At 42.6% G+C, this 23580-nt stretch carries 17 protein-coding genes; 8 read left to right on the forward strand and 9 right to left on the reverse strand.

Going from position 1 to position 23580, the window contains the following annotated elements; translation table 11 throughout:
• Positions 1–26 precede the first annotated feature (26 nt).
• Positions 27–2492, reverse strand: a complete 2466-nt coding sequence (locus G4D82_RS12535) for an endonuclease (protein ID WP_166337637.1) — start codon at positions 2490–2492, stop codon at positions 27–29.
• A 1131-nt stretch (positions 2493–3623) separates the two neighbouring features.
• Between G4D82_RS12535 and G4D82_RS12540 the strand changes: the two genes are divergently transcribed.
• On the forward strand, positions 3624–3788 hold the full coding sequence (locus G4D82_RS12540; RefSeq protein ID WP_166337638.1) for a hypothetical protein: 165 nt from the start codon (positions 3624–3626) through the stop codon (positions 3786–3788).
• 761 nt (positions 3789–4549) lie between these two features.
• On the opposite strand, the gene G4D82_RS12545 is transcribed toward G4D82_RS12540, so the two are convergent.
• The 7 genes from G4D82_RS12545 to tpx are packed head-to-tail and all read right to left on the reverse strand — an operon-like array spanning position 4550 to position 11310.
• Entirely contained in the window at positions 4550–4711 is a 162-nt protein-coding gene (locus tag G4D82_RS12545) for a hypothetical protein (RefSeq protein ID WP_166337639.1), read from the reverse strand.
• A gap of 16 nt (positions 4712–4727) precedes the next feature.
• Positions 4728–5855 (reverse strand): 3,4-dihydroxy-2-butanone-4-phosphate synthase, encoded by a 1128-nt coding sequence (gene ribB, locus G4D82_RS12550; protein WP_166337640.1) that lies wholly within the window; start codon positions 5853–5855, stop codon positions 4728–4730.
• A gap of 9 nt (positions 5856–5864) precedes the next feature.
• Positions 5865–7283 carry an LptF/LptG family permease gene (locus G4D82_RS12555; RefSeq protein ID WP_166337641.1) on the reverse strand — a complete coding sequence of 473 codons (1419 nt, stop codon included), beginning with the start codon at positions 7281–7283 and terminating at the stop codon, positions 5865–5867.
• Between the two features lie 4 nt (positions 7284–7287).
• The gene (locus G4D82_RS12560) at positions 7288–7929 is read right to left on the reverse strand and encodes a LolA family protein (protein ID WP_166337642.1); all 642 of its coding nucleotides are present in this window, start codon (positions 7927–7929) and stop codon (positions 7288–7290) included.
• A gap of 1 nt (position 7930) precedes the next feature.
• The gene (locus G4D82_RS12565; RefSeq protein ID WP_166337643.1) at positions 7931–10420 is read right to left on the reverse strand and encodes a DNA translocase FtsK; all 2490 of its coding nucleotides are present in this window, start codon (positions 10418–10420) and stop codon (positions 7931–7933) included.
• 5 nt (positions 10421–10425) lie between these two features.
• Positions 10426–10803, reverse strand: a complete 378-nt coding sequence (locus tag G4D82_RS12570) for a diacylglycerol kinase (protein ID WP_166337644.1) — start codon at positions 10801–10803, stop codon at positions 10426–10428.
• Between the two features lie 9 nt (positions 10804–10812).
• Entirely contained in the window at positions 10813–11310 is a 498-nt protein-coding gene (tpx, locus tag G4D82_RS12575; RefSeq protein ID WP_166337645.1) for a thiol peroxidase, read from the reverse strand.
• 214 nt (positions 11311–11524) lie between these two features.
• Between tpx and G4D82_RS12580 the strand changes: the two genes are divergently transcribed.
• From G4D82_RS12580 to G4D82_RS12605, 6 genes are all read left to right on the forward strand, one after another.
• Positions 11525–13444: a cytochrome-c peroxidase gene (locus G4D82_RS12580; protein WP_166337646.1), complete on the forward strand. Its 1920-nt coding sequence runs from the start codon at positions 11525–11527 to the stop codon at positions 13442–13444.
• On the forward strand, positions 13428–13787 hold the full coding sequence (locus G4D82_RS12585) for a hypothetical protein (RefSeq protein ID WP_166337647.1): 360 nt from the start codon (positions 13428–13430) through the stop codon (positions 13785–13787). Before G4D82_RS12580 ends, G4D82_RS12585 begins: the two co-directional genes overlap by 17 nt.
• A 302-nt stretch (positions 13788–14089) precedes the next feature.
• Positions 14090–14383 carry a type II toxin-antitoxin system HigB family toxin gene (locus G4D82_RS12590; RefSeq protein WP_166337648.1) on the forward strand — a complete coding sequence of 98 codons (294 nt, stop codon included), beginning with the start codon at positions 14090–14092 and terminating at the stop codon, positions 14381–14383.
• Positions 14384–14388: 5 nt separating this feature from the next.
• Positions 14389–14745 carry a helix-turn-helix domain-containing protein gene (locus G4D82_RS12595; RefSeq protein ID WP_166337649.1) on the forward strand — a complete coding sequence of 119 codons (357 nt, stop codon included), beginning with the start codon at positions 14389–14391 and terminating at the stop codon, positions 14743–14745.
• 490 nt (positions 14746–15235) lie between these two features.
• On the forward strand, positions 15236–19402 hold the full coding sequence (locus G4D82_RS12600; RefSeq protein ID WP_166337650.1) for a fibronectin type III domain-containing protein: 4167 nt from the start codon (positions 15236–15238) through the stop codon (positions 19400–19402).
• 97 nt (positions 19403–19499) lie between these two features.
• Entirely contained in the window at positions 19500–20615 is a 1116-nt protein-coding gene (locus tag G4D82_RS12605; protein ID WP_166337651.1) for a hypothetical protein, read from the forward strand.
• Between the two features lie 229 nt (positions 20616–20844).
• Here the strand turns inward: G4D82_RS12605 and G4D82_RS12610 are convergent, their stop codons facing one another.
• On the reverse strand, positions 20845–21225 hold the full coding sequence (locus G4D82_RS12610; RefSeq protein WP_166337652.1) for a hypothetical protein: 381 nt from the start codon (positions 21223–21225) through the stop codon (positions 20845–20847).
• Positions 21226–21438: 213 nt separating this feature from the next.
• On the opposite strand from G4D82_RS12610, the gene G4D82_RS12615 reads away from it, so the two are divergent.
• Positions 21439–23394 carry an LTA synthase family protein gene (locus tag G4D82_RS12615; RefSeq protein WP_166337653.1) on the forward strand — a complete coding sequence of 652 codons (1956 nt, stop codon included), beginning with the start codon at positions 21439–21441 and terminating at the stop codon, positions 23392–23394.
• Positions 23395–23580 lie beyond the last annotated feature (186 nt).

Here is a 23580-nt window from a genome sequence, read left to right on the forward strand (position 1 = left end):
TGTCTCACTTAGCGAAGAAAAAAAGCTTATTGCGGCATCGCCGCAAAGACCGAATTCTCAATATTCACAAAAACCGAATCCAAATCCGAATTGTCCACTACCCCATCACCATTCATATCCGTATTCAATACCCCAAAATTAGAGTTATCGATATCAGTGAACACCGTATCTAAATCTGAATTGTCAATCGCTCCATCCTGGTTGACATCGCCCGAGAAAAATGCCCAACCTGCAGCAATAGGGGTCATATTGCTTCCATAAGCTTTGTTGTCAGCGGTCGTGAAATCATATTGGGTGTTGGCTCCCGCACTGATCGCAACGGGCGCAGCACTCCAGGTTGCTATAAAATTACCTCCTTTGACCGCCACAAAATAGTTACCGTCAGGCACTGAGGTGAAAACGGCATTCGCGATTCCGTCGGTGCCCAACATGGCACTGGTACTGGCTTGTAGGCCGAGGTCGGTGCTTCGAAACAAGGAAAGTGTTACCGGTACCACCTCGCTCGGGCTGAGACTGCTGCCTTGGTTCATTGCCACCGGACGCATCGTGCCCTGAGTAGGATCATAAAAATCCTGCACAAAAAACTTGACTTGCATGGTGGCGCCACAACTCACAGTGATGACCAGACTGGCCGTACTGGCGCACTGCCCGGCTGAGGGCGTGAAAGTATAGGTGGTGGTTTGGGTGTTGTTCAAGGCCGGCTGCCAGCTTCCAACAATACCATTGTTAGCGGTAAGGGGCAGCGGTTCAAGAGGACTACCGCTACAAATCGGAACAATTGGAGTAAAAGTAGGAATAGTCAAGTTTTGGCAAACCGCTATCGTATTGGAATAACCCGAGATGACCGTACCGTTTTTGGCCCGAACACGGTAATAATAATTAGTATTCACCGCCAAGCCGCTCACCAAAGCGCTTGTAGATCCTGATCCGCTGATGGGTTTGCTTTGGTAACCGCTGACGTAAGAATCAATTAGGTTGGTGGCGGCAAACGAGTGCCCGCCAAGGTCGGAGACATCATCCAGGTCGGATACCACCCATTGGGTCCCCAGGGTTGGAAAACCTGAGCTCGGATTGACCGTCACCCCTGCGGTAACATTGGGCAAACGGACCAAAGTGCGGTCTAGTGCCGTGTTGCTGCCACTATTCCAGGCTGTACCCGGGTCTTCGCCGATGCGTCCGAATATATCTACATAACTCGCAGTAGATATTTTGTAGAGTGCAATCGTATCATCTCCGTTGAAATCGATAGTCCCAGAAATGGTCGCCACCCCACTGTATAGTGTAGCGTTGGTATTTTTGTAAACAACAGTTGCACCGTGAGGAAGCTGTCCACTCAATGTTGTAGTGACCGAAGGGGTGTTTGCCCCGTTGAGAAATAGTTGCAGCCTATAATCCGCAAGATTGACGGTACTGCCTGTGCCATTGTATATCTCAATATACTTATTGAAAGAAGAGCCTTCGACATATTCTGAAAAAAGCAAGTCAGTGGTGTTTTGGGGAGTCATTACCGAGAAATTGGGGCTAGCACTCACATCGAGTAAGTACCCGTCAGCGGCATTGGCAATAAGGGTCCAGTTTGCGGTAAATGAAGTACTGTTAACGGTAGAAGCGGCATTAGCCACTGGAGCTGCCACAACTAATGGGGTCCCCCAAATCGCAGTAACATACTCCGGATGGTCAATGAACGGGTTACGATTATGCTGCGGAGTTTGGTAATAAATAGCATCGTTGCGCGCAATCTCCTTTGCACTTACAGGATCATTGGTGCTCCAAGCAATAAGCATATTCAGAAACCAGGGTTTATAATTGTTCCCAGTAGCAACATCGGCAATTTGGGTACTACCATTGGCGGTGATCCAACTGCTTATCTGGTCTTTGTAGCGGGTGATGATATAGAGGTATGCCCGAGCAAAGTCACCTTTGTACTCGTCAATTGGCTCAAAGACAAAACCCGTGTAGCCGGGCACGCCGCAATTACCAACTTTACTACCGTTGGTAGAAGTCCAGGAAACTGCTGAAGGATTTACTGCACCAATCGGATAATTGCTTTTCATTGCATTGACATACTGATCTGAAGGAAACAAATGATGTAGGTCTGTATACTGCGGATTGCTTGCATTATCTATCCCACCCCACCAGGATCTCGGGAAACAATGTTCACGTGAGTAACAACTGCCTTCGGCGCTAGCATTCCCGCATTGCGAGGTGAACAGCGTATAGGTGTAAGCGGGCGTGCTGTTAGGACGGTCGCTATACATGTCCCAGATTTGGGTCGGCGCCGAAGGGCGTACATCAGTATATTGATAGGCATCCCATGTGTCGAAACTAGTACTGGTATAAGGCAATTTGACATGGCTTGTACTAGTGATGATTTTGAGAGCAGTACGGAGGTTTTCTCCTGATAGCCCGTTGGCGGTATTATAATAACCCGCTGGGATTTGCCCGAACGCTTGCCCAAAACATAACAACACTAAAATCGAAATTCGCAACACAGAGATAATTTTATTCTTAACATTCAACTAGTCTGCAAATGTACTAGAATTGTAAGAAATCTGAGTGCAAAAATGAACCACACTAGCATAAACGCATGAACTCCAAAAACCAATACGAAAACCAAGAGCCACAAACAAAGGTGTGAGCGCAATAAGAGCTGAGCGTTAAGAAAATGTCCCGTGGATTTTTTGGAGGAGTGCTGGCCCTTGTGATAATTTACAAGAGAAAAGAGCGAGACTTGATTTTTTGCTTCATTGGTAAATATTTCTAAGAGGAGTGCGGTGAATCTCCTGACGTCGGTTTTCCTCACTGGATATTTTTTTATAGGAGTTTGGTGAAGCTCCTAAAGTCGCTTTGCATCAAGACAAAAAGCAAATAACTCTTTCCCGACGATTATTTCAACAACAAACCAAAGATCTTGCTTTGCACTCACCCCGGCCTTCATAAAACCGGGCTAAAAATTAAAATCAATCGCGTTAAATAACAGTTACTGTTTGCCCCCAACACAAACCCTGTTGCAATTTTCAAACCCCAAAAAATTTTGCAACAAAAACTGTTGCAATTTTCAACATCAAAAAAAAATTGCAACAACAGTTGTTGCAATTTCAAAATCAATTCAAAAATTGCAACAAACCCCTCCAGTCCAATCCAGCCCAGCCCCGGCCTTCATAAAAACCGGGCATTACGAAAATTAAAACTAAAAGCGTTAAGAGCCCTATTCTGTTTAAGCCGTCAGGCGAACCACCAAAGCCCAACCCAGCTCCGCCCCGGCCTTCATAAAATTGAGCGTTAAGAAAACCAAAGTGAAAACAAGCACTATTCTGTTTAAGCCGTCAGGCGAGCCACCAAAGCCCAACCCAGCTCAGCCTCGGCCTTCATAAAACCGGGCGTTAAGAAAATTAAAACTAAAAGCGTTAAGAGCCAGGTACTGTTTGAGCCGCCAGGCGAGTTTAGCTGGCTTAGCTTTTAGTTTTAATTTTTAGCGCGGTTTTATGCAGCCTTGATTTTTTTGTTACTTTTTGTATCAAGACAAAAAGTAAGATATTTTCAACAAACTAAATAACCAAAATATAACCTCCACCCCAACGCAAGTTTTCAATTTCTTCGTAACTTTATAAGAAACAACCGTTATGCAAATCAACTGGAAAATAATCGGATTTGTCATCGTTGGCGCCATCGCACTAATCGTTGCCCTAGTAGCCCGCAACCGAAAAGACAAAAAAGAAGTAGAAGAATTCTTCACCCACGACATTACCGAAGACGAGCAAGACGACGAAGTCAACGATGACAGATAGTTTTTGGAAAACGCTTTTCGGCCTTCGTAAAACAGAACGTTAAGAAAACTAAAATCGAAAGCGTTAAAAAAAAAAACGTTTAAGCCGCTAGGCGAACCACCAAAGCCCAACTCTGCTCCGCCCCGGCCTTCATAAAACCGGGCGTTACGAAAATTAAAACTAAAAGCGTTAAGAGCACTATTCTGTTTAAGCCGTCAGGCAAACCACGAATGCCCAACCTAGCTCCGCCCCGGCCTTCATAAAATTGAGCGTTAAGAAAACTAAATTGAAAAGCGTTAAGAGCCAGATTCTGTTTGAGCCGTCAGGCGAACCACGAATGCCCAATCCAGCTCCGCACCGGCCTTCATAAAAGCGGGCGTTAAGAAAACCAAAGTGAAAACAAGCATTATTCTGTTTGAGCCGCCAGGCGAGCCACCAAAGCCCAACCCAGCTCAGCCTCGGCCTTCATAAAACCGGGCGTTAAGAAAATTAAAACTAAAAGCGTTAAGAGCCAGGTACTGTTTGAGCCGCCAGGCGAGTTTAGCTGGCTTAGCTTTTAGTTTTAATTTTTAGCGCGGTTTTATGCAGCCTTGATTTTTTGCTTCTTTTGTATCAAGACAAAAGAAGAAATAACCGTTAAGCTGGCTTAGTTTTTCAATTTAGTTTTTAGCTTAATTTTATGCCAGCCTTGATTTTTTGCTTCTTTTACCTCACTGGATAGTATTTTTTATAAGAGTTCGGTGAACCTCCTGACGTCGGTTTAGCTCATTGGTTAATATTTTTCATAGGTATTCGCTGAACCTCCAAACGTCGGTTTGTATCAAGACAAAAGAAGAAGAAGAAGAAACACTACACATCTCATCCAAAAAAACCCCATAACCCCCAACCCACTCCGAAGGCATCATCAGTTCAAAAAAAACCGCAGCTTTGCTGCGGTTTTTCATTTAATGCGATTCTAAATCAATACGCTACATACTCCGTAATCTCCAACCCATAACCTATCATCCCCACTCTTTTGGCATGTTCCGCATTCGATACCAAACGAATTTTAGAAATGTCAATATCATGCAGAATCTGCGCACCAATCCCAAAATCCTTGATATCCATTTTGATTTGCGGCGCTTTGAAAATGCCTTGCCCTTGCAGGGTTTTGAGTTCAGAAATGCGGTTCAATAAATTGGTAGTCTGCAATTCCTGATTGATAAACAAAATCGCGCCTTTGCCTTCATCATTGATGAGCTGGAACATATCGTCGAGCTTTTTGTCGGCGTTGTTGGTGAGTGTGCCTAAAATATCGTTGTTGACTAAGGTAGAATTAATTCTTGTTAGAATCGCCTCGCCCATATTCCAAGTGCCTTTGGTAAGAGCAATGTGGACTTGTTTGTTAGTGGTTTGTTGATACGCTCTGAGCCTGAATTTGCCAAAGCGGGTTTCTACGTCGAAGTCTTCTTTCTTGACAATTAAACTGTCGTGCTGCATTCTGTAGGCTACCAAATCTTCAATTGAAACCAGTTTCAAATCAAACTTTTTGGCTACTTCCATAAGCTCTGGCAAACGCGCCATCGTGCCATCTTCGTTCATGATTTCGACAATGACTCCAGCAGATTTAAAACCGGCCAAACGTGCAAAATCAATGGCCGCTTCGGTGTGTCCGGTTCTTCTGAGCACGCCGCCTTGTTTGGCAATCAGCGGAAAAATATGCCCCGGGCGGGCCAATTCATGCGGTTTGGTATTTGGGTCTGTGAGCGCGAGAATGGTTTTGGCGCGGTCTGAAGCGGATATTCCTGTAGTAACGCCATTGCCGCGCAAATCAACCGAAACTGTGAAAGCCGTTTCCATCGGGTCGGTGTTGTTGCTCACCATCGCGTGTAGGCCGAGTTCTTTACAACGGTTTTCGGTTAGTGGCACACAAATTAAGCCGCGTCCGTGTGTGGCCATAAAGTTAATCATATCAGGCGTGACCATATCGGCAGCGGCTAGAAAATCGCCTTCGTTTTCGCGATCTTCGTCGTCGACTACTATAATTACTTTGCCTTGACGGATGTCTTCTATTGCTTCCTCAATCGTGTTGAGTTTGATTTTTTCCATGATTGAAAATTATTTTTTAGCCGGTAGCCATCGTTTAAAAAATTGCTGTACTGGTGTCAATATCGTATCCATATTAATCAAACTGATGTCGTTCGTGGCTCTATAAGTAAGCAATATAGCTAATGGCAATAAAATAAAGCTAGAAAGCCAGCAACCCATAAAAGGTGTAATTCCGTTTTCTTGCGCGACTTTTTTCCCGAAAGTATTCACAAAATGAAAGATGATAAAAATTGTAACTGCAAACACAATAGGAAGCCCTAAACCACCTTTGCGAATGATAGCCCCGAGTGGTGCGCCGATAAAGAACATCAACAAACAAGCAAAAGCTATCACAAACTTTTCATAGACCGCAATCCAGTGCTCGTTGATGGTTTCAACTTTAGCAAAAATTTCATTTTTATAACTGTCGATGGAGAAATTATTACTCATGACATTTCCGGCTGCAGTACGCAAAATATTGGCTTTTTCCGCAGGGGTAAACCCATCCAGCAACTTTTCATTTCCTTTGACCGGCGCGGTTTGATTGCCAATCATACCCATTCTGAGGTAGGTATTGTCGGCAATGGATATAATGTCTTTTCGGTAATTGCTGTTGAGCGAATCTAAGGTATAAAGCAGTTCACTCACGTTAAGCATTCGGTCGGTGTCTTTGACCTGATCTTGGTCTTCGTCTACCGGATTAAGTTTGCTCAGGTCGATGTTGATAATGTACTGCTTGAACGAACTTTTGGCAAAAGGAATTTTACGGCGCTCTTCGTACTTTTTAGGTACAATATCTTCGTAATAATACCCGTCTTTGAGCACCAGTTTGAGAATATTCGAACTTTCGTTGCTGACCAATTCGCCTGTTTTGGCCTTAATCACATTCTTGCTGCCATCGTAATTATTGACTTTTTTGTGGATGGTCACTCCGGTGAGGAAATTTCCGTTGGGACCTGATTTCTTTTCTACTTTGATGTTGTAAGTCCCGACGTCGCTGAATTGCCCTTCTGCTATGGCCATCGCGGGTTTGAGCTGGGCGATGTTCTTGCGGAAGTTGATGAACTTATATTCGGCATATGGAATCACATTGTTGGCAAAGAAAAAAGCGGCAAAACTCAGAAATACAATAAAAATCATCAGCCCGCGCATGATGCGTTGCAACGAAATTCCGGCCGACTTCATCGCGGCAAACTCATAATTCTCGGCCAAATCGCCAAAGGTCATGATAGAAGCCAGCAAAACAGATAAAGGCAACACTAAAGGCACCAAACTGGGCATTTTAAAAAGCAAGAACTTGACAATCATGATAAAATCAAGGTCTCGGCCCGCGAGTTCGGAGATGAACAACCAAACGGTTTGCAGAATAAAAATAAGCAGCAAAATCACAAATACCGTCGCGAACGTAGTAATGAACGATTTCAGGATGTATCTGTCAATGATTTTCACGGGCTTAGTCTAGCTTGTTGATGTAGTATTTTGGATACTTGGCCGCGTCAAAGACAAACTGATTTTTAGACAACGGTTGGTTGACTTTAAAAGAATTAACTGTCAAGGTGGTCTTGGTACCGTTCTTCCCTACTTCAATCAGATTGTAGATGTTTTTGGTTTGGGTATCAATACCGAGCAGAATTTCTTTTCGCTGGTCTTTACCACCGGTAGGCACAAGTTTCACATATTGGATTTGGCGGCCTTTGACGTTTTGGGTAATGTCTAAGGTATATTTGTATCCGGTATTGTAAAAGGTGAGCATTTTAGACGGCGTAATGGCATTGTCGTCTTTCTCGTTGAGTTTAGAAATGGTGATTTCTTCGTCTTCTGGGTTAATGGTATAAACCTTCTTACCATCAAACAATTTGGTGACGCCCATTAAATTCAGCACATACATATTGCCTTTCATGGTCACGTTGCCTTTGCTTTCTTGGTTGATGTTTTCTTTGGAATTATTGAGCGAATACTTAAAATCAATGACAATATTCTGATAACTTTTGACTTTGGCCGTCACTTGATCGAGTAAGTCTTTGGCCTTTTTGTCTTGCGCCTGTAGGTGGAGGCTGAGCAGTAAAATAAAAACGATTGGGGTGAATCTTTTCATGTTAAAAATCATTGTTCTGTTCGTTGTTAAAAAATTGATCCAAAGCGTTTAGATCGGTGATGTTGACATTTCGGGCTTTACTTCCTTCAAACGGCCCGACAATACCGGCGGCTTCGAGTTGGTCAATCAACCTTCCGGCCCTATTGTAGCCCAATTTTAATTTTCTTTGTAAAAGAGAAGCGGAACCTTGTTGTGCAGTCACGATAATCTCTGCGGCTTCGCGAAAGAGGGAATCCCTTTCAGAAATGTCGATATCAAGATTGATGCCACCTTCCCCATCTCCAACAAATTCGGGCAACAAATAAGCATCTGGGTATGCTTTCTGCGCGCCAATAAATTCGGTTATCTTCTCGACTTCAGGCGTATCAACAAAAGCACACTGCACGCGAATCACATCGTTCCCGTTGGAGTATAATAAATCGCCTCGACCAATGAGTTGATCGGCGCCTTGGGTATCGAGGATGGTTCTGGAATCGATTTTAGAGGTTACCCTGAAAGCAATTCTAGCTGGGAAATTTGCCTTAATAATTCCGGTAATCACATTCACTGACGGTCTTTGTGTAGCAATAATCAAATGAATACCAATGGCACGAGCCAACTGGGCCAAACGTGCAATCGGGGTTTCAACTTCTTTACCAGCGGTCATAATCAAATCGGCGAACTCATCGACCACCAAAACAATGTAAGGCAAAAACTGGTGTCCATTCTCCGGATTGAGTTTGCGCGACTTGAATTTCTCGTTGTATTCCTTGATGTTGCGCACCATGGCGTCTTTCAAAAGCGAATAACGGTTGTCCATTTCCACGCAAAGCGAATTGAGCGTGTTGATGACTTTCGTGTTATCGGTAATAATCGCATCACCCGAATCAGGCAACTTCGCCAGATAATGGCGTTCGATTTTATTGAATAGCGTGAGTTCGACTTTTTTCGGGTCGACCAGTACGAACTTTACTTCAGCCGGATGTTTCTTATACAATAGCGAAGTCAGTACTGCATTCAAACCCACGGATTTTCCTTGCCCGGTAGCTCCAGCCATAAGCAAGTGCGGCATTTTGGCCAAATCGACTACGAAAGTTTCGTTTGAAATGGTTTTACCCAACGCAATGGGCAGCTCCATTTCGGCTTCTTGGAACTTGGCCGAACCAATGACACTTTTCATAGAAACCATCGTCGGATTTTTGTTGGGCACTTCGATACCAATGGTTCCTTTGCCCGGAATTGGTGCGATGATACGAATACCGAGCGCGGCTAATGACAATGCGATATCGTCTTCTAGACTCTTGATTTTCGAAATCCGAATACCGGCTTCAGGAACAATCTCGTAAAGCGTTACCGATGGCCCGACCGTGGCTTTAATTTGCGCGATTTCGATTTTATAATTGCGCAGCGTTTCGACGATGTTATTTTTGTTTTCCTCTAGTTCCGCTTGGTTGATGGTAATGCCGCCGCCGGAATATTCCTTGAGCATGTCGAGGGTTGGAAACATGTAGTTGGAAAGTTCGAGTGTTGGATCGAACAGCCCGAAATCAGCCACTAATTTAGCCGCTAGATTTTCGTCGATTGTAGCTTCTTCGGGTGCTTTTTCGATCACGAATGACTCATCGTCGGTTTTGATGATTTCAGGCTCCGGAGCCGTTGATGGCTTGATGGGTTCGGGTTTAAGTTGCGGCTCTAGAATAATTTCCGAAGCATGCTCAATAGTGGGCTTCAAAGCGTCCTTGTTGATTTCAAACTGCGAAACAGGTTGAGTGCCGCTCGGTTCGGTTTCGCCTCGGATGAGTTCCGGTTCTTGAATCGGCTCTTGGTCTTCTTCTTTTACGGCGTATTCTTCAAGGTTGTAAGCACTTTCAACCACCGGCGGATTCATCGTAGCCAATTCGTCGTTGATTTGCTTTTTGTTGCGCTCAAAAAACGACTTGACGGCCTCAGGGGAAATATTGATTTTGAAAATCAGATAAACGATAATTCCCAAAACCAAAACCAGCAAGGTGCCGATGCGGCCGATATAATCTTGCGAGAACAAGTTCATTTCGTAGCCAATAGTGCCGCCCAATTCAGGCAAAGAATTCGCAAAAAAGCCAAACAGAATCGAAATGAGCACCATCGCAAACAAATCCCAAAACCAAATGTTCTTGAGTTTCTTGAGTGAGATATCGAGCGCTAAGAATGAACCGGTTAAGAAAAACAACTTGACAAATAAAAACGAAGCTACGCCAAAGCCTTTGAAAATAAAGAAATCAGCTAATACGGCACCAAATTTACCGAGCCAATTCTGCGATTTCTCTGCACGATCTGTGAGTGTGCCAAGCGTACTTTGGTCTTCGTGACCGTAGATAAAAAATGAAATAAAGGCCAAGAGCAACGCAATAGAAAACAAAACCAAAACACTGCCCAAGAGCATTTTGTGCTGGCGGGTAAATTTCCAAGATTTCTTGGATTCTGTCTTGCCTTCCGCTTTGGGTTCTACTGCTGTTTTGACTGTTTTGGCCATAATTGCTAGGCTATAAATTTAGGAACATAAATCATCATGATAACTGCAATGGCGGTCATGGCTGCAAAAAAAACCGAACCGGCCGCAATATCTTTAATGAAACCAATTTTCTCGTGGTAATTTGGATGAATGAAATCGGCGATTTTCTCCACGGCGGTATTCAATCCTTCTATGCTGAGTACTAAACCGACCACTAAAGTCTGACAAAGCCATTCGGTCATGGAAATCTGAAAATAAAACCCTGCAATGATCAGTAAAACGCCTACTGAAGATTGCACCATCACGCTGTGTTCGGTAGTGAGTAATTTCACGGCACCTTTCACGGCATAACCTACACTTTTGAATCTTCCGGTAATAAAAGTATTGTCTTTCTGAAATTCCATCTTGGGTTTTTATAGTGCGGCTAAAGCACGGTCATAATCTGGTTCTTGCGCAATATTAGCCACTTGCTCAGTATAAGTTACTGTGCCTTGTTCGTTGATAACAATGACCACTCTAGAGTGCAATCCGGCGAGTTTTCCGTCTGTCATTTCCAAACCGTAATCTTTTCCGAATTGACCCGTTTTGAAATCCGAAAGGTTGATCACGTTTTCCAGACCTTCGGCACCACAGAAACGATTTTGCGCAAAAGGTAAATCGCGCGAAATACACAACACTTTGGTATTGTCAAGCCCACTGGCTTTCTCATTGAATTTTCTGACCGAAGTAGCACAAGTTCCGGTATCGATACTCGGAAAAATATTCAAAACAAGTCTGCTTCCCGCAAAATCAGTTAATTGAACGGTTGACAAATCGGTTTTTACCAACTCGAAATTGGGTGCTTTTGTGTTCACTTGTGGCAATTCGCCCGAAGTGTGGATGGTGTTTTCTCCTAATGCAATAATCGCCATGAGCTAATTTTTTATGGCCCAAAAATAGGAAATTAATTTGAAAACTTGCCGCATTAATTTTAAGCAAAATAGAGCTATAGCAAGGTTCAAAACGATGCAGATTTCTGGTTGATTGAGTTGAAACGAAAACACGATTGCCTAAAGTGGTTATTTTTGCTTTGATTTTCATTTACTTTGCTGGCAATGCTACAAATGAGAAGCTAAACACTCCGAGATGCGAAAACTATCCATTGCGATATTGGTTTTTCTTATGCTGGTGTTGACTTATTCTTTCAAGAATGAGCAAGCCAATCCGTATGAGCTTTTTTATTCGCAGAATTTATCGACTTTTACCGCCCAGCAAAACCAGCTTTTGAGCCTGATTGAAAACACGACTTCCTTCGACAGTGTATCGAAAACAACCCTCTTAAAAAAAATTAGAGAAAATCGCATCCACCTGAAAAAAATCGACTTTTGGCTGCGGTATTTTGAACCAAACGCCTACAGAAAAATTAATGGCCCTTTGCCGGTTGAATGGGAAACGGAAGTATTCGAGAAATTTGAAAAACCTTACAAACGCGAAGGTGCCGGTTTGACCGTTTCTGAAATCTATCTCGGTGAAGATTCGGTCGATAAAAAAATACTGCTCAATTATACCCAAATGGCTACAGAGGCGATTTCGGTTTACAACACCCAACCGATATTGGAAAATCTAAAAAGCAGCGATGTTTTTTTTCTGTGTAACCGATTGTTTATATTAAACTTAGCCTCGATTTATTCAACCGGATTTGAAAATCCGAATTCCGAAAATATCATTCCCGAATTGCGACAAATGCTGTCTGATGTAAACGAAATCTACACCGCTTACAATATCACATTTGAGGATAAGAAACTCACTGCAGCGTACCTTGATTTATACCGACAAACCATCAACTTTGTCGCGCATGCATCGGATGATTATACCCAGTTCAACCATTTTGTTTTTATCCGTGATTACGTCAATCCGCTTTACACGATTAACCAAACTTACATCGCTAAATACCAGATAGTTTCTAAAAATATGCTCGACTATAGCTTGAACATAAACAACCCCTCAATATTCGACAAATCGTTGTTCACAGCCCAAAACCCCAACGGCATTTATCACCGCATCAAAGACCCTAACATCCTGAAAGAAATTGACAGCATTGGCAAGTTGCTTTTTTACGATCCAATCCTCTCTGGCAACAATGAAAGAAGTTGTGCCTCGTGCCATAAAGCGGAAGATTATTTTACCGATACCCGAATTAAAACCGCCTTGCAATTCAATCCGGCAAAAGTTTTGCCTCGCAACACTCCGAGCCTCATCAACGCGCCCTACAACCACTTAATGATGCTCGATGGAAAATTGCTCAGCTTGCAAGAACAAGTGCAAACTGTAACCACCAATCCGCATGAAATGGGCAGTTCTGAAGGCGAAATGCTCAAAAAGGTTATGAGTTGCCCGACCTACAAGAAAGCTTTTAAGAAATTCGCGAACTATACCCCTGCAAATCAAAAAGTTTCATTGAACCACATCTATTCGGCAATAACCGCTTATTACAGCAAATTTAGTCAATACTATTCGCCCTTTGACGAGGCCATGAGTTCAAAAAAAGAAATCCCTGAAGAAGCCATCAAAGGTTTTAATTTGTTTATGAGTAAAGCCCAATGCGCTACTTGTCATTTTGTACCGACTTTTAGTGGCATCAAACCGCCTTACATTGGAAATGAATTTGAGGTTTTGGGTGTACCGTCGGATACCACTTTTACTTCAATCAGCCAAGACAAAGGCCGATACGAAGTCAACCCAGCCACTGAAACACTGCATGCCTTTAGAACCACCACATTAAGAAATGCCGAAAAAACCAAGCCTTACATGCACAACGGTGTTTTTAATTCGCTTGAAGAAGTGATTAATTTTTACAATCGCGGTGCCGGTGCAGGCCATAAACTCTCGGTTCCCAACCAAACGGCTACGGCAGATTCTTTGCATTTGAACTTAGCTGAAAAAAAACAACTCATCCGTTTTATACAATCGCTCAACGAAAAGATTACTTTTGAAAAACCGCCCGTGGGATTGCCAAAATCAAAAATCAAAAAATTAAATACCCGAAAAGTTGGAGGAAGCTACTAAACCCATAAAACTCATTCTACTGCTAATTTTTCTTGGATTGACTTCCGCTCAGGCACAGAAAAAAGGCCAGTACAACCTGCCTGAAGGACTAACCGAAAAAAACCAAAAACAATTCATTCAGTTCTTTACCGAAGGCGAAGCTTATTACGCGGTCAGTTGCGCCGAATGCCACAACAAAAAAGTGAAGCGCAAAACCGAATATCCCAAATTCACTCCAGAGCAACTAGAACTCTACATCATGCGCGTGAAAAACCCCGAGCATACCGAAAGGCTTACTACCAATGCAGTTTCAGATGAGGAGTTGCAGAAAATTATGCATTTTTTGAAGTATAAGAAGAATTAGAGTTGTCGGTTTTGAATTCCACGACGAAGAGCTGTAGGCTTTAAGCTAATTTCACCGTCAATTCCACAAAAAAACTACTGCTTACAGCCTAAAGCCATAAACACCGTCAATTCCACAAAAAAGCCTACTGCTTACAGCCTAAAGCCTATTGCCTATTGCCATAAACACCGCTAATTACACAAAAAAGAGCTATCAGCAATAAGTTAGCGATTATGCCAAAGAGCGCGTACCAAAAATAAAAATTCATAATTAATTTCCCGTATTGGGAACTTTTTATTTATATTCGTCAAAAAATTTATGTATTGAGAGTAATTGCAAAAAAGATATTGAGAGAATTTTGGGAAACACATTCAGGTTGTGAACAACAATTAAAATCCTGGTTTCAGGAAGCAAGCAATGCAGAATGGAAAAATCCAAATCAAATAAAAAAAGAGTATCCAAGCGCTAGTATTCTTAATGACAACAGAGTTGTTTTTAATATCAAAGGAAACAACTACAGATTGATTGTAAAGATAAATTATGATTACCAAATGGTTTGGATTCGATTTATTGGAACACATTCAGAATATGACAAGATTAATGCAAACGAAATTTAATAGCTATGGAAATTAAACCAATAAAAACAGAGAAAGATTACAATCAAGCTCTCGAAAGACTTGAAGAGATTTTTGACGCAAAAAAAGGTTCGCCAGAAGGTGACGAACTTGAAGTGCTTGGAATTTTGGTTGACCAATATGAAAAAGATCATTTTCCTATTGATTTGCCTGATCCAATTGAAGCAATTAAATTTCGAATGGAACAGTTAGGTTACAACCAAACTGATTTGGCAAGTATTATTGGATTGAAAAGTCGAGCAAGTGAAATATTGAATAAGAAAAGAAAATTGTCTCTTGAAATGATTCGTCAGTTACATGACAGATTAAACATTCCAACTGACGTGCTTATCCAAACTTATTAAGAGGCACATTCGCTAACAAAAAGCTGTAAGCTATAAGCTATATGCTGTAAGCTAATTTCACCGTCAATTCCACAAAAAAAAGCCTACTGCTTACAGCCTAAAGCCTACAGCCACAAACACCGCTAATTCCACCAAAAAAGCTATAAGCAATAAGCTGTAAGCTATAAGCTAATTCCACAAAAAAAAGCCTACTGCTTACAGCCTAAAGCCTACAGCCACAAACACCGCTAATTCCACCAAAAAAGCTATAAGCAATAAGCTGTAAGCTATAAGCTAATTCCACAAAAAATAGCCTACTGCTTACAGCCTAAAGCCTACAGCCACAAACACCGCTAATTCCACAAAAAAAGCCTACTGCATATAGCCTAAAGCCTATTGCCAACAACCGTCAACGTTTATTTCTGGCTTTCATCGGACTAAATTGTGTGTTTGCTGTTGCTATCCTACTTTCGCAACACTAAACAAAACCAATTCTTTGGTGAGATTACCAATGAAAAAAATTTACTGCATCTTCATTATCATGCTGGCTAGGAACCTCTTCGGGCAAACTGTTCCGGTGTTTTCGCCCAACAGCCCATGGAAATACCAATACGACCAATATGACTTAGCCGTTGCTTGGCGCGCGTTGAACTTTGACGACAGCAACTGGCAGGAAGCTTCTGGCGAGATTGGCTTTGGCGATGGCGATGAAATTGAGTTGATTGCTCACGGCTCGGGTCAGATAAAACACCGAACTACTTATTTCAGAAAGAAGTTTCAGATTACTAACGGTGCTGCCTATCAGTGGTTTCGGCTGAGTATTTTGCGCGATGATGCGGCGGTAGTTTATCTCAATGGCGTGGAAGTAGCGCGGAGCAACATGCCCAACAACCAGCCCATTGCCTACTCAGATATAGCTGCTAGAGAAACCAAAAACGGTGATGAAGCCACTTTCTTCGGATTCAACATTAGTCCAGATTTGTTTCGTGAGGGCGAAAATTTGCTGGCCATTGAAGTGCATCAATTCAAAATTGACGATGAAGATTTGAGCTTTAATGCCAAACTCGATGCGGTGCCTTTCTCGAATTGCGAACCGCCAACGGGAATTCTATCGAGCAACATCACCACGACTTCTGCAACGATTTCTTGGGACGCCATTAGCGCTGCCTCAGGTTATCAAGTACGTTATCGTCCGGCATTGACCGGAATTTGGACCATTACCGCTACAACCAACCCATTATTAAACCTTTCTAATCTATCGCCTGCTACCTCATACGAATTTGAAATCCAACCGGTTTGTAACCAGGGAAATTTTAGCGCCAGAACCTTTTTCACTACGCAAATTGCTTATTGCGATACGCCAACCACTTTGACCGCTTCTAATGTAACAGCCTCAACTGCAACACTTTCATGGGCGGCTACAGAAGGCGCGAACAATTATACGCTGCAATACCGCCGAACAGGAACTAGCCAATGGACAACGGAAAACCTTACCGGCAACACTAAAACGCTTTCAGGTTTGTTAGAATCGAGTCTTTATGAATTTCAGGTGCAAGCTTCCTGCTTAATTCCCAGCGCAATGAGTGCTCCAGTGCATTTCATGACATTGGCTTCGGGTACGAATTTTATCATTCCAGCGGGTGCAGCTTGGAAATACCTCGATAACGGAAGCAACCAAGGAACCACATGGCGCGAGAACAATTTTAACGACAGCAGTTGGCCTACAGCAAATGCGAAGTTCGGTTATGGTGAAGGCGATGAAACCACTTTGGTAAACTACGGCCCAGACGCGAACAATAAATATGTAACGACCTATTTCAGACGCTCATTCCAGGTGAGCAATCCGGCGGCTTATAGCGCAATGCTTTTTGAAGTCATGCGCGATGATGGCGTGGCGGTTTACCTCAACGGTACCGAGATTTTTCGGAACAATTTGCCGGAGGGAACCATCAATTACAACACTTTCGCAATGAACTCTGTCGGTGGTTCGGATGAGACCCAATGGTACAGTATTCTGATTGACTCCAATAATTTACTAGTCGGAACGAATGTCATTGCCGTGGAAATCCATCAGCAATCGCTAGCCAGTTCTGATTTAACTTTCAACGGACGACTTTCAGGCACCATTCCGTCGTCTTGTGGTATTCCCGATAATTTGAATACGGCCGGAGTCGATTCATCCTCAGCAACAATAAACTGGCAAGCTGTTGCCGGAGCCACGGGTTATTATATTCAATACCGAATTGTAGGAACAGCAACTTGGACTTCGACCGCAACAAATACGAACGCTAAACTGCTCAGTGGTTTAGTGCCTGATACCGATTATGAATACCAAGTTCAAGCTTTGTGTAGCATCGCGGGTGATTTTAGTGCTTTAGGTCAATTCTCGACCGTAGCCATGAGTTGCGCTATTCCTACTGGGTTAAGTACTTCAAATGTTACCGGAACGACTGCACAACTTTCTTGGCAAGCCGTGCCCGATGCCGAAAATTATAATGTTCAATACCGTCAAGTGGATACCGAAGAATGGAATACCGGCGTTTCGACCACCACTACCATCAACATCATTGGATTAAATCCGCAAACGGCTTATGAATTTAAAGTGATGGCGATTTGTTCTTTGCCCGGCGGATTCAGCGACACCACAAATTTCATCACTACCAACCCGGTTTGCCATGCGCCAACAGCTTTAACGGTAGTTTCTAATACAGCCTCAACAGTTTATTTGAATTGGAATGCTGTAGTAGATGCTTCAGCCTATAATATTCAGTACCAATTGGCGGGAAGCAACACATGGGTAAATACAACTTCCAGCACCAACACTAAAGCGATTACCGGCTTGATTCCTTCGACAAATTATCAGTTCAGGGTGCAAGCGGTTTGCTCTTACAACAGCGATTTCAGCACCATCGTGGATTTTACGACTTATCCCGGCGGCACCGATACATTTCTTCCTGCGAACGCCACTTGGAAATATTTAGACAATGGCAGCGATGCCGGAACAACGTGGCGCAACAACAATTTTGACGATAGTTCTTGGCTTTCCGGCAAAGCAGAATTTGGATATGGCGACGGCGACGAAACTACAGTAGTAAGTTATGGTCCAGACGCGAACCACAAACACCTGACGACTTATTTCCGCAAAACTTTTAACGTGATTAATCCGAACGCCTACAGTGAATTGACCTTGGGTGTTATTTTCGACGATGGCGTGGTGGTTTACCTCAACGGCACCGAAGTAATGCGCCGCAATATGCCGGCGGGCAATGTCAATTATAATATGCCGGCGAATGCTTCGGTCAGTGGTAGCGCAGAAACGACTTGGAATAATGTAGTTCTGAGCCCATCAATGTTTTTGACCGGAACCAACGTCTTGACGGCAGAAGTGCATCAGGCTTCTTATGACAGTTCAGATATGAGTTTCAACGCCCGAATTACCGCACCAAGTACAGAAGTGATTCCGGTAGTAACCCGTGGCGCGTATTTGCAGAAAGTTTCCTCAGAAAGTATTACTATTCGTTGGCGGACCGATATTGCTTGTGATAGTAAAGTGCAATTTGGTACTAGCATCGCTTACGGAAACCATGTTTCAGATGAAGCCTTCACTACCGAACACGAAATCACTTTAAACGGACTCACCCCTGGCACCAAATACTTCTATTCCATAGGAACGGAAACCCAAACTTTGCAAGGTGATTTAAAAAACAATTTCATCACCGCTCCAGTTGAAGGAAGTACAACGCCAGTGCGCATCTGGGCCATTGGTGATTTTGGCACTGGAACCAACAGCCAACTCAATGTGCGAAATGCCTACACAGCATATACCGGAAATACGCCGACCAATTTATGGTTATGGTTGGGCGACAATGCCTACACTACCGGAACCGATACTGATTTTCAAGACCGAACTTTCAACCAATACCAAGACCAATTCAAGAGTATGCCGCTTTTTACCACACCGGGCAATCACGATTACAATGAAACCGGTTACCAGAAACCCAGCACTTTAAGTACGAACTACCCGTATTTTTCGATTTTTTCTTTGCCTGAAAATGGCGAATGCGGTGGTGTGCCGTCGGGTTCTCCGAAATACTATTCGTTCAACTATGCGAACATTCACTTCATCTCGATTGATAGTTATGGTACATTGAATGCACCGGGAACCGCTATGCACAACTGGCTCATCAATGACCTACAAGCCAATACCCAACGCTGGACTGTAGTGTTCATGCATTATCCGCCATACACTTACGGCACGCACAACAGCGATACCGAAACCACCCTGATCGATATGCGGACGATTCTGGTGCCGCTGCTGGAAAGTTATCATGTAGACTTGCTGCTCGCCGGCCATTCGCATGTGAACGAAAGAAGCTATATGGTTCACGGGCATTACGACGTAGCGACGACTTTCAACGAATCGATGAAAGTGGGCGGCGGGCCGAATAATTTTGTAAAGAATCCGCCTTATGAGGGAACGGTGTATGCGGTTTGTGGCACTTCGGGGCAAAATCCTGAAGTAGTGAACCAACCGGGTTATCCGATGCCAATGATGTATTTCAACAACAACACCAACAACTGCTCCTTGGTGATTGACGTTAACGGCGATGTGCTGACTTGCAAATCACTGGCTTCTACTGGCGCGGTGGTGGACGATTTTACGATTACGAAAAACTAACCCTTTTTCCTCGACTTCTTTTTATTTTTGATTGAACTCTGATTATTTTTTTGAAGCATTCGGTTAAACTTTATTTTTGTTGGAAAAACCAAATCCAATGAAATTGAAAAACACCTGCTGGTTATTACTGCTCTTGTGTGGTTTTTGTTTAGGACAAGAAAAAACTGAAAACACATTTCATCTGACCGTTTCGCCCATAATAGACCAAAGCAAATCATTGAATCTGGAGATTATTGCCACTTTGGAGGGCTTTCTGAAAACCAAAAACAATGACTTAACCGAGAACCAATATTGGCTCAAAACCGATTTTGAAAAATATGTTTTACCGTATATGGATCTCTACGGAATTGAAAAAAGCAAGTTGGGTCAGGATTTCTACAAGCCGACTTTAATGGAAATTATCGACACCAACGATGAAAATTGCAAAATTCTGAAAGTAGCTTATATTGGCCACAATACTGAAAAAAATGAAAACCTGTTAAAGGCAATTTACAATATCGTGGCAACGAAAAGCAACAACAAAATTGTTCTAAGTCGTTACTTGAATTTAATTGATGACCAATGGCAAAAAAGAAAAGTGGGAAAAATCAGTTACAGAATTTCACCTACTAAAGCACCTAATGATCAAGAGATGGAGAGACAAAAACTAGAAATCAATAGGATTTGCAATTTTTTCGATACACAAGAGCTTGAAATAAAATACTTCTCTTGTGTGAACCCGAAAGAGGTGTTTGAAATTAAAGGCTTTGATTATCATCCGCTAATGTACGTTGATACTACAGGCGGTTTGGCAGATCATGGAAACATCATTTTCTCTGGAAATAATGCCGAGGTATATACCCACGAGATCATTCATATTTATACTTCAAAACTGTTTCCCAACAAAAATAACTTTTTAGACGAAGGCCTTGCGATGTATTTGGCCGGAAGCGGTAAACACGATTTTGAGTGGCACCGAATGAAAATGAAAGCGTTTTTGCAAAAAAATCCTAAGTTGAACCTTAGTAACTATTTTGATATTTATTCTCGCGAATATATTGATGGTCAAACCTCGATCCCTTATATGGCGGCCGCCTTAATTTGTGAAAGAACCCTCAACCATTACGGAAAACAAAAACTATTCGAGTTAATGAACAGCACCGATGACATATGGAACATCCTGAGTAAAGTAGGATTGACTCCAGAGAATCTAAACCGGGAATTAAGCCATTGAGGGTTTTACATGCTTGTCTTGTTTTAAGCAAATCTGATTCGAGATTCGGAAGTTGCGTTAGGGATTGCAGCGGAAATCATTTTGTGGCGGCGTTCGACGCAAAATATTGGAGCGGAAAGCCCGACCTGTAAGGAAACGCCCAAACAAAAAGAAAAAACCACGAACACCCAATTAACTGTAGGCATTCGTGGTTTTGCTTTGAAATGAAACCCTTTTTCCCCGAAAGTGTTTAACTCATTTCTATGCCGTTGGCTTCGAGCAATTCGATTAAATAACTGCTCTGGTTCGGATCATATTGTTCGATACCGCTTTGGTACCATTGCAAAATAATATGCAGTTGGAACGAAGTATAACCTTCAGTATCAATACTCAGCCCCAGCATGCCCGCCAGCAGAAAGTCTTCGAGAATTTTGGTGTTCACAATACGCTGCGGCACGCCATTGCGCAAGGAACCGTTCATGCTTTCGAACTCGAGCCGGCCCAGATTGAACCCGGTAGTGTAGGCGTCGTTGTCGCGCTTGGTGTTGATACGCACCTGCGGATTGAGTCCGTTGGAATATCCTTCAAAATAATCCAATCGGTAAATCGGGCTGTGGATATTTTTCATCATGTATAGGTTGAAACATTAAATTCAATCCAAACTTAAGAAGTCTGTTCGAACCACGAATTTAAAATCGTTGAAATGACGAAATACCCTTTCAATCACACGGCCTGTGAAGTTTATCGGGAAAATCTGCTCATGGTGGCAAGTGAAATCGCTGCCGGAGTTGGTTTCTTTTTCTTACCTTCGCCTTGCTAAAAAAACAACCTCAATATACTGACAATGGCAGACAGCAAATGGAACAAAACCCTGAAAGAACTGGCCAACTTGTTTTTTTTCTGGTGTTTCGGCATTGTTTTCTTCTTTCTGTTTAGGGTGATTTTCATCTTGAGTTTTCACAAACAGTTGACTTTTCCGGTTTCGGCGGGCGAATTCTTCAAGACTTTTTTGATGGGTTTCCGCTTCGATTGCACGGCAGTTTCCTATTTTATGGTGCCGGCTTTTTTGCTGTTGTTGTCGCTTTGGTACTTTGAAAAGTTCGGCTTGATTCGCGCCGTTCGCAAGGTTTGCCAATACTTGTTCGTGATATTCTCGACGCTTATTTGCGTGGTGACCATCAATTACTTTGCAGAGTACCACAGCCAGTTCAACAACTTTTTGTTTTTGGGTTTGTATGACGACCAGAAAGCAGTGATGAAAACGGTGATGGAAGATTTTCATCCGTGGTGGAATTTGCTCGCTCTTGTTGTGGTAATAATATCTGGGATTTTGGTGTTGCGGTATTTTGAATCCAAGGATTTTATCTATCGGAAACTATCAAAGTTGCAATTCAAAGGGCATCGAACTGTAATGATTGTGGCTTCGCTACTTTTATTTGTAATGAGCATCCGCGGTTCGGTGACTGATGTGCCGGCTTTGCGCAAATGGGCAGCGGTTTCCACAGATCCTTTTCTGAACAAAACTATTATCAACCCTTATCGCTCTTTGGCTTATGCACTTGAAGATTTCAAGGAGATCAATATCCTTGAGGGCAAAAACCCTTATATGAGCGAGGCGGAATTTTTCAATATTTTTTCTAAGCCGCAAGTGAGCGATTATTTGAAGAAAACTGCTCCGGGAACAAACAACGAAAAACCCAAACAGATTTTCTTGGTCATTATGGAAAGCTATGATTCGTGGCCGCTGATGGACCAATATGCGCCGATGGGATTATCGCCCCAACTCAGCGCGATTAAAAACCAAGGAACGCATTTTAGTTATTTTTTACCGGCTGCTTATGCTACTTTTGATTCGTTTGGCGCGATTGTAACGAATGTGCCTTATACGGGCGTGAATATCAGCAAGATTGGCGAACTCAACGAGCCTTTTATGACCTCGATGTTCATGCAGTTCAAGAAATTGGGTTATCAAACCAATATGTTTTACGGTGGTTTCGCCAGTTGGCAGAACATTGCTGAATTTACTAAATATCAAGGCGCCGACCGATTTTTCTCTGCAACCGATTTGGGCGGCGACAACAATTCAGGCACTTGGGGCGTAGAAGATGAAAAGCTCTTTGAGTTGGTGCAAGCCAAAACCAATCCGGAGCAATATTCGTTCAACGTGATTTTAACTTCGAGTTATCATGCACCTTATACAGTGGAGGTTTATAAAAAAGGATTTCCTTATAAAAGCGAAAAAGATTTCCCCGCGGCCATGCAAAAATATTACGATGGCAGTATGACCATGGAAGAACTCGGCCATTTGTGGTACGGCGATTACGCAATAGGAAAGTTCATGGAAAAAGCTACCCAAAAATACCCTGACGCAGTGTATGGTTTCACCGGCGATCATTACGGAAGGCGATTTTTAAACAGTAAACCTAATTTGTATGAAACTAGTTCGGTCGGTTTTATTTTGTATGGCAAAAACATTCCGATATCGGCCAACAAAACACCGGGTTCGCATATTGACATCATGCCGACTTTAATTGAAATGGTGGCGCCTAAAGGTTTTGAGTATTATAGTTTCGGCACCTCGATGTATGATGCGCAAAAAGTGAAAAGCATGTCGTACAGCAAAATCGTGACCGCTTCAGATTTGTATTATATCCCGAAAGATGCACCGGTAGAAAAAATCGAATTGGCTACAATGAAAGCATCACAACAGCCGGCCACTCCACTCTTAAACGACTACAACAAACAAATGAGTTTGGCTTGGTATTACACCATGAAAGGAAATACCATCAAAAAGAAATAAAGACTTCCTTCTTCTGGTGCTTTTTAAACCAAAAGAATCAGCTATTTTCTTAAGATTAACTTAAGAATTGTATAGATAATCGGTTTTTACTGGACTTTGTCGAAAAAATTTCTCCCTAGCAGATTTCTTAAGTTGCTTTGTCTTCGAATAAGCTTAAACCGGTTTTTGAATAACCCCAAATTATTC

Origin of the sequence: Flavobacterium lotistagni (assembly GCF_011392125.1) — a bacterium.
Taxonomy (GTDB): Bacteria; Bacteroidota; Bacteroidia; order Flavobacteriales; family Flavobacteriaceae; genus Flavobacterium; species Flavobacterium lotistagni.

Bases quoted from the DNA above. Each gene is read 5' to 3' on its own strand.
- G4D82_RS12540 (WP_166337638.1), top strand. From the start codon at position 3,624: ATGCAAATCAACTGGAAAATAATCGGATTTGTCATCGTTGGCGCCATC.
- G4D82_RS12545 (WP_166337639.1), bottom strand. From the start codon at position 4,711: ATGAAAAACCGCAGCAAAGCTGCGGTTTTTTTTGAACTGATGATGCCT.
- ribB (WP_166337640.1), bottom strand. From the start codon at position 5,855: ATGGAAAAAATCAAACTCAACACGATTGAGGAAGCAATAGAAGACATC.
- G4D82_RS12560 (WP_166337642.1), bottom strand. From the start codon at position 7,929: ATGAAAAGATTCACCCCAATCGTTTTTATTTTACTGCTCAGCCTCCAC.
- G4D82_RS12565 (WP_166337643.1), bottom strand. From the start codon at position 10,420: ATGGCCAAAACAGTCAAAACAGCAGTAGAACCCAAAGCGGAAGGCAAG.
- G4D82_RS12570 (WP_166337644.1), bottom strand. From the start codon at position 10,803: ATGGAATTTCAGAAAGACAATACTTTTATTACCGGAAGATTCAAAAGT.
- tpx (WP_166337645.1), bottom strand. From the start codon at position 11,310: ATGGCGATTATTGCATTAGGAGAAAACACCATCCACACTTCGGGCGAA.
- G4D82_RS12580 (WP_166337646.1), top strand. From the start codon at position 11,525: ATGCGAAAACTATCCATTGCGATATTGGTTTTTCTTATGCTGGTGTTG.
- G4D82_RS12595 (WP_166337649.1), top strand. From the start codon at position 14,389: ATGGAAATTAAACCAATAAAAACAGAGAAAGATTACAATCAAGCTCTC.
- G4D82_RS12600 (WP_166337650.1), top strand. From the start codon at position 15,236: ATGAAAAAAATTTACTGCATCTTCATTATCATGCTGGCTAGGAACCTC.
- G4D82_RS12605 (WP_166337651.1), top strand. From the start codon at position 19,500: ATGAAATTGAAAAACACCTGCTGGTTATTACTGCTCTTGTGTGGTTTT.
- G4D82_RS12610 (WP_166337652.1), bottom strand. From the start codon at position 21,225: ATGATGAAAAATATCCACAGCCCGATTTACCGATTGGATTATTTTGAA.
- G4D82_RS12615 (WP_166337653.1), top strand. From the start codon at position 21,439: ATGGCAGACAGCAAATGGAACAAAACCCTGAAAGAACTGGCCAACTTG.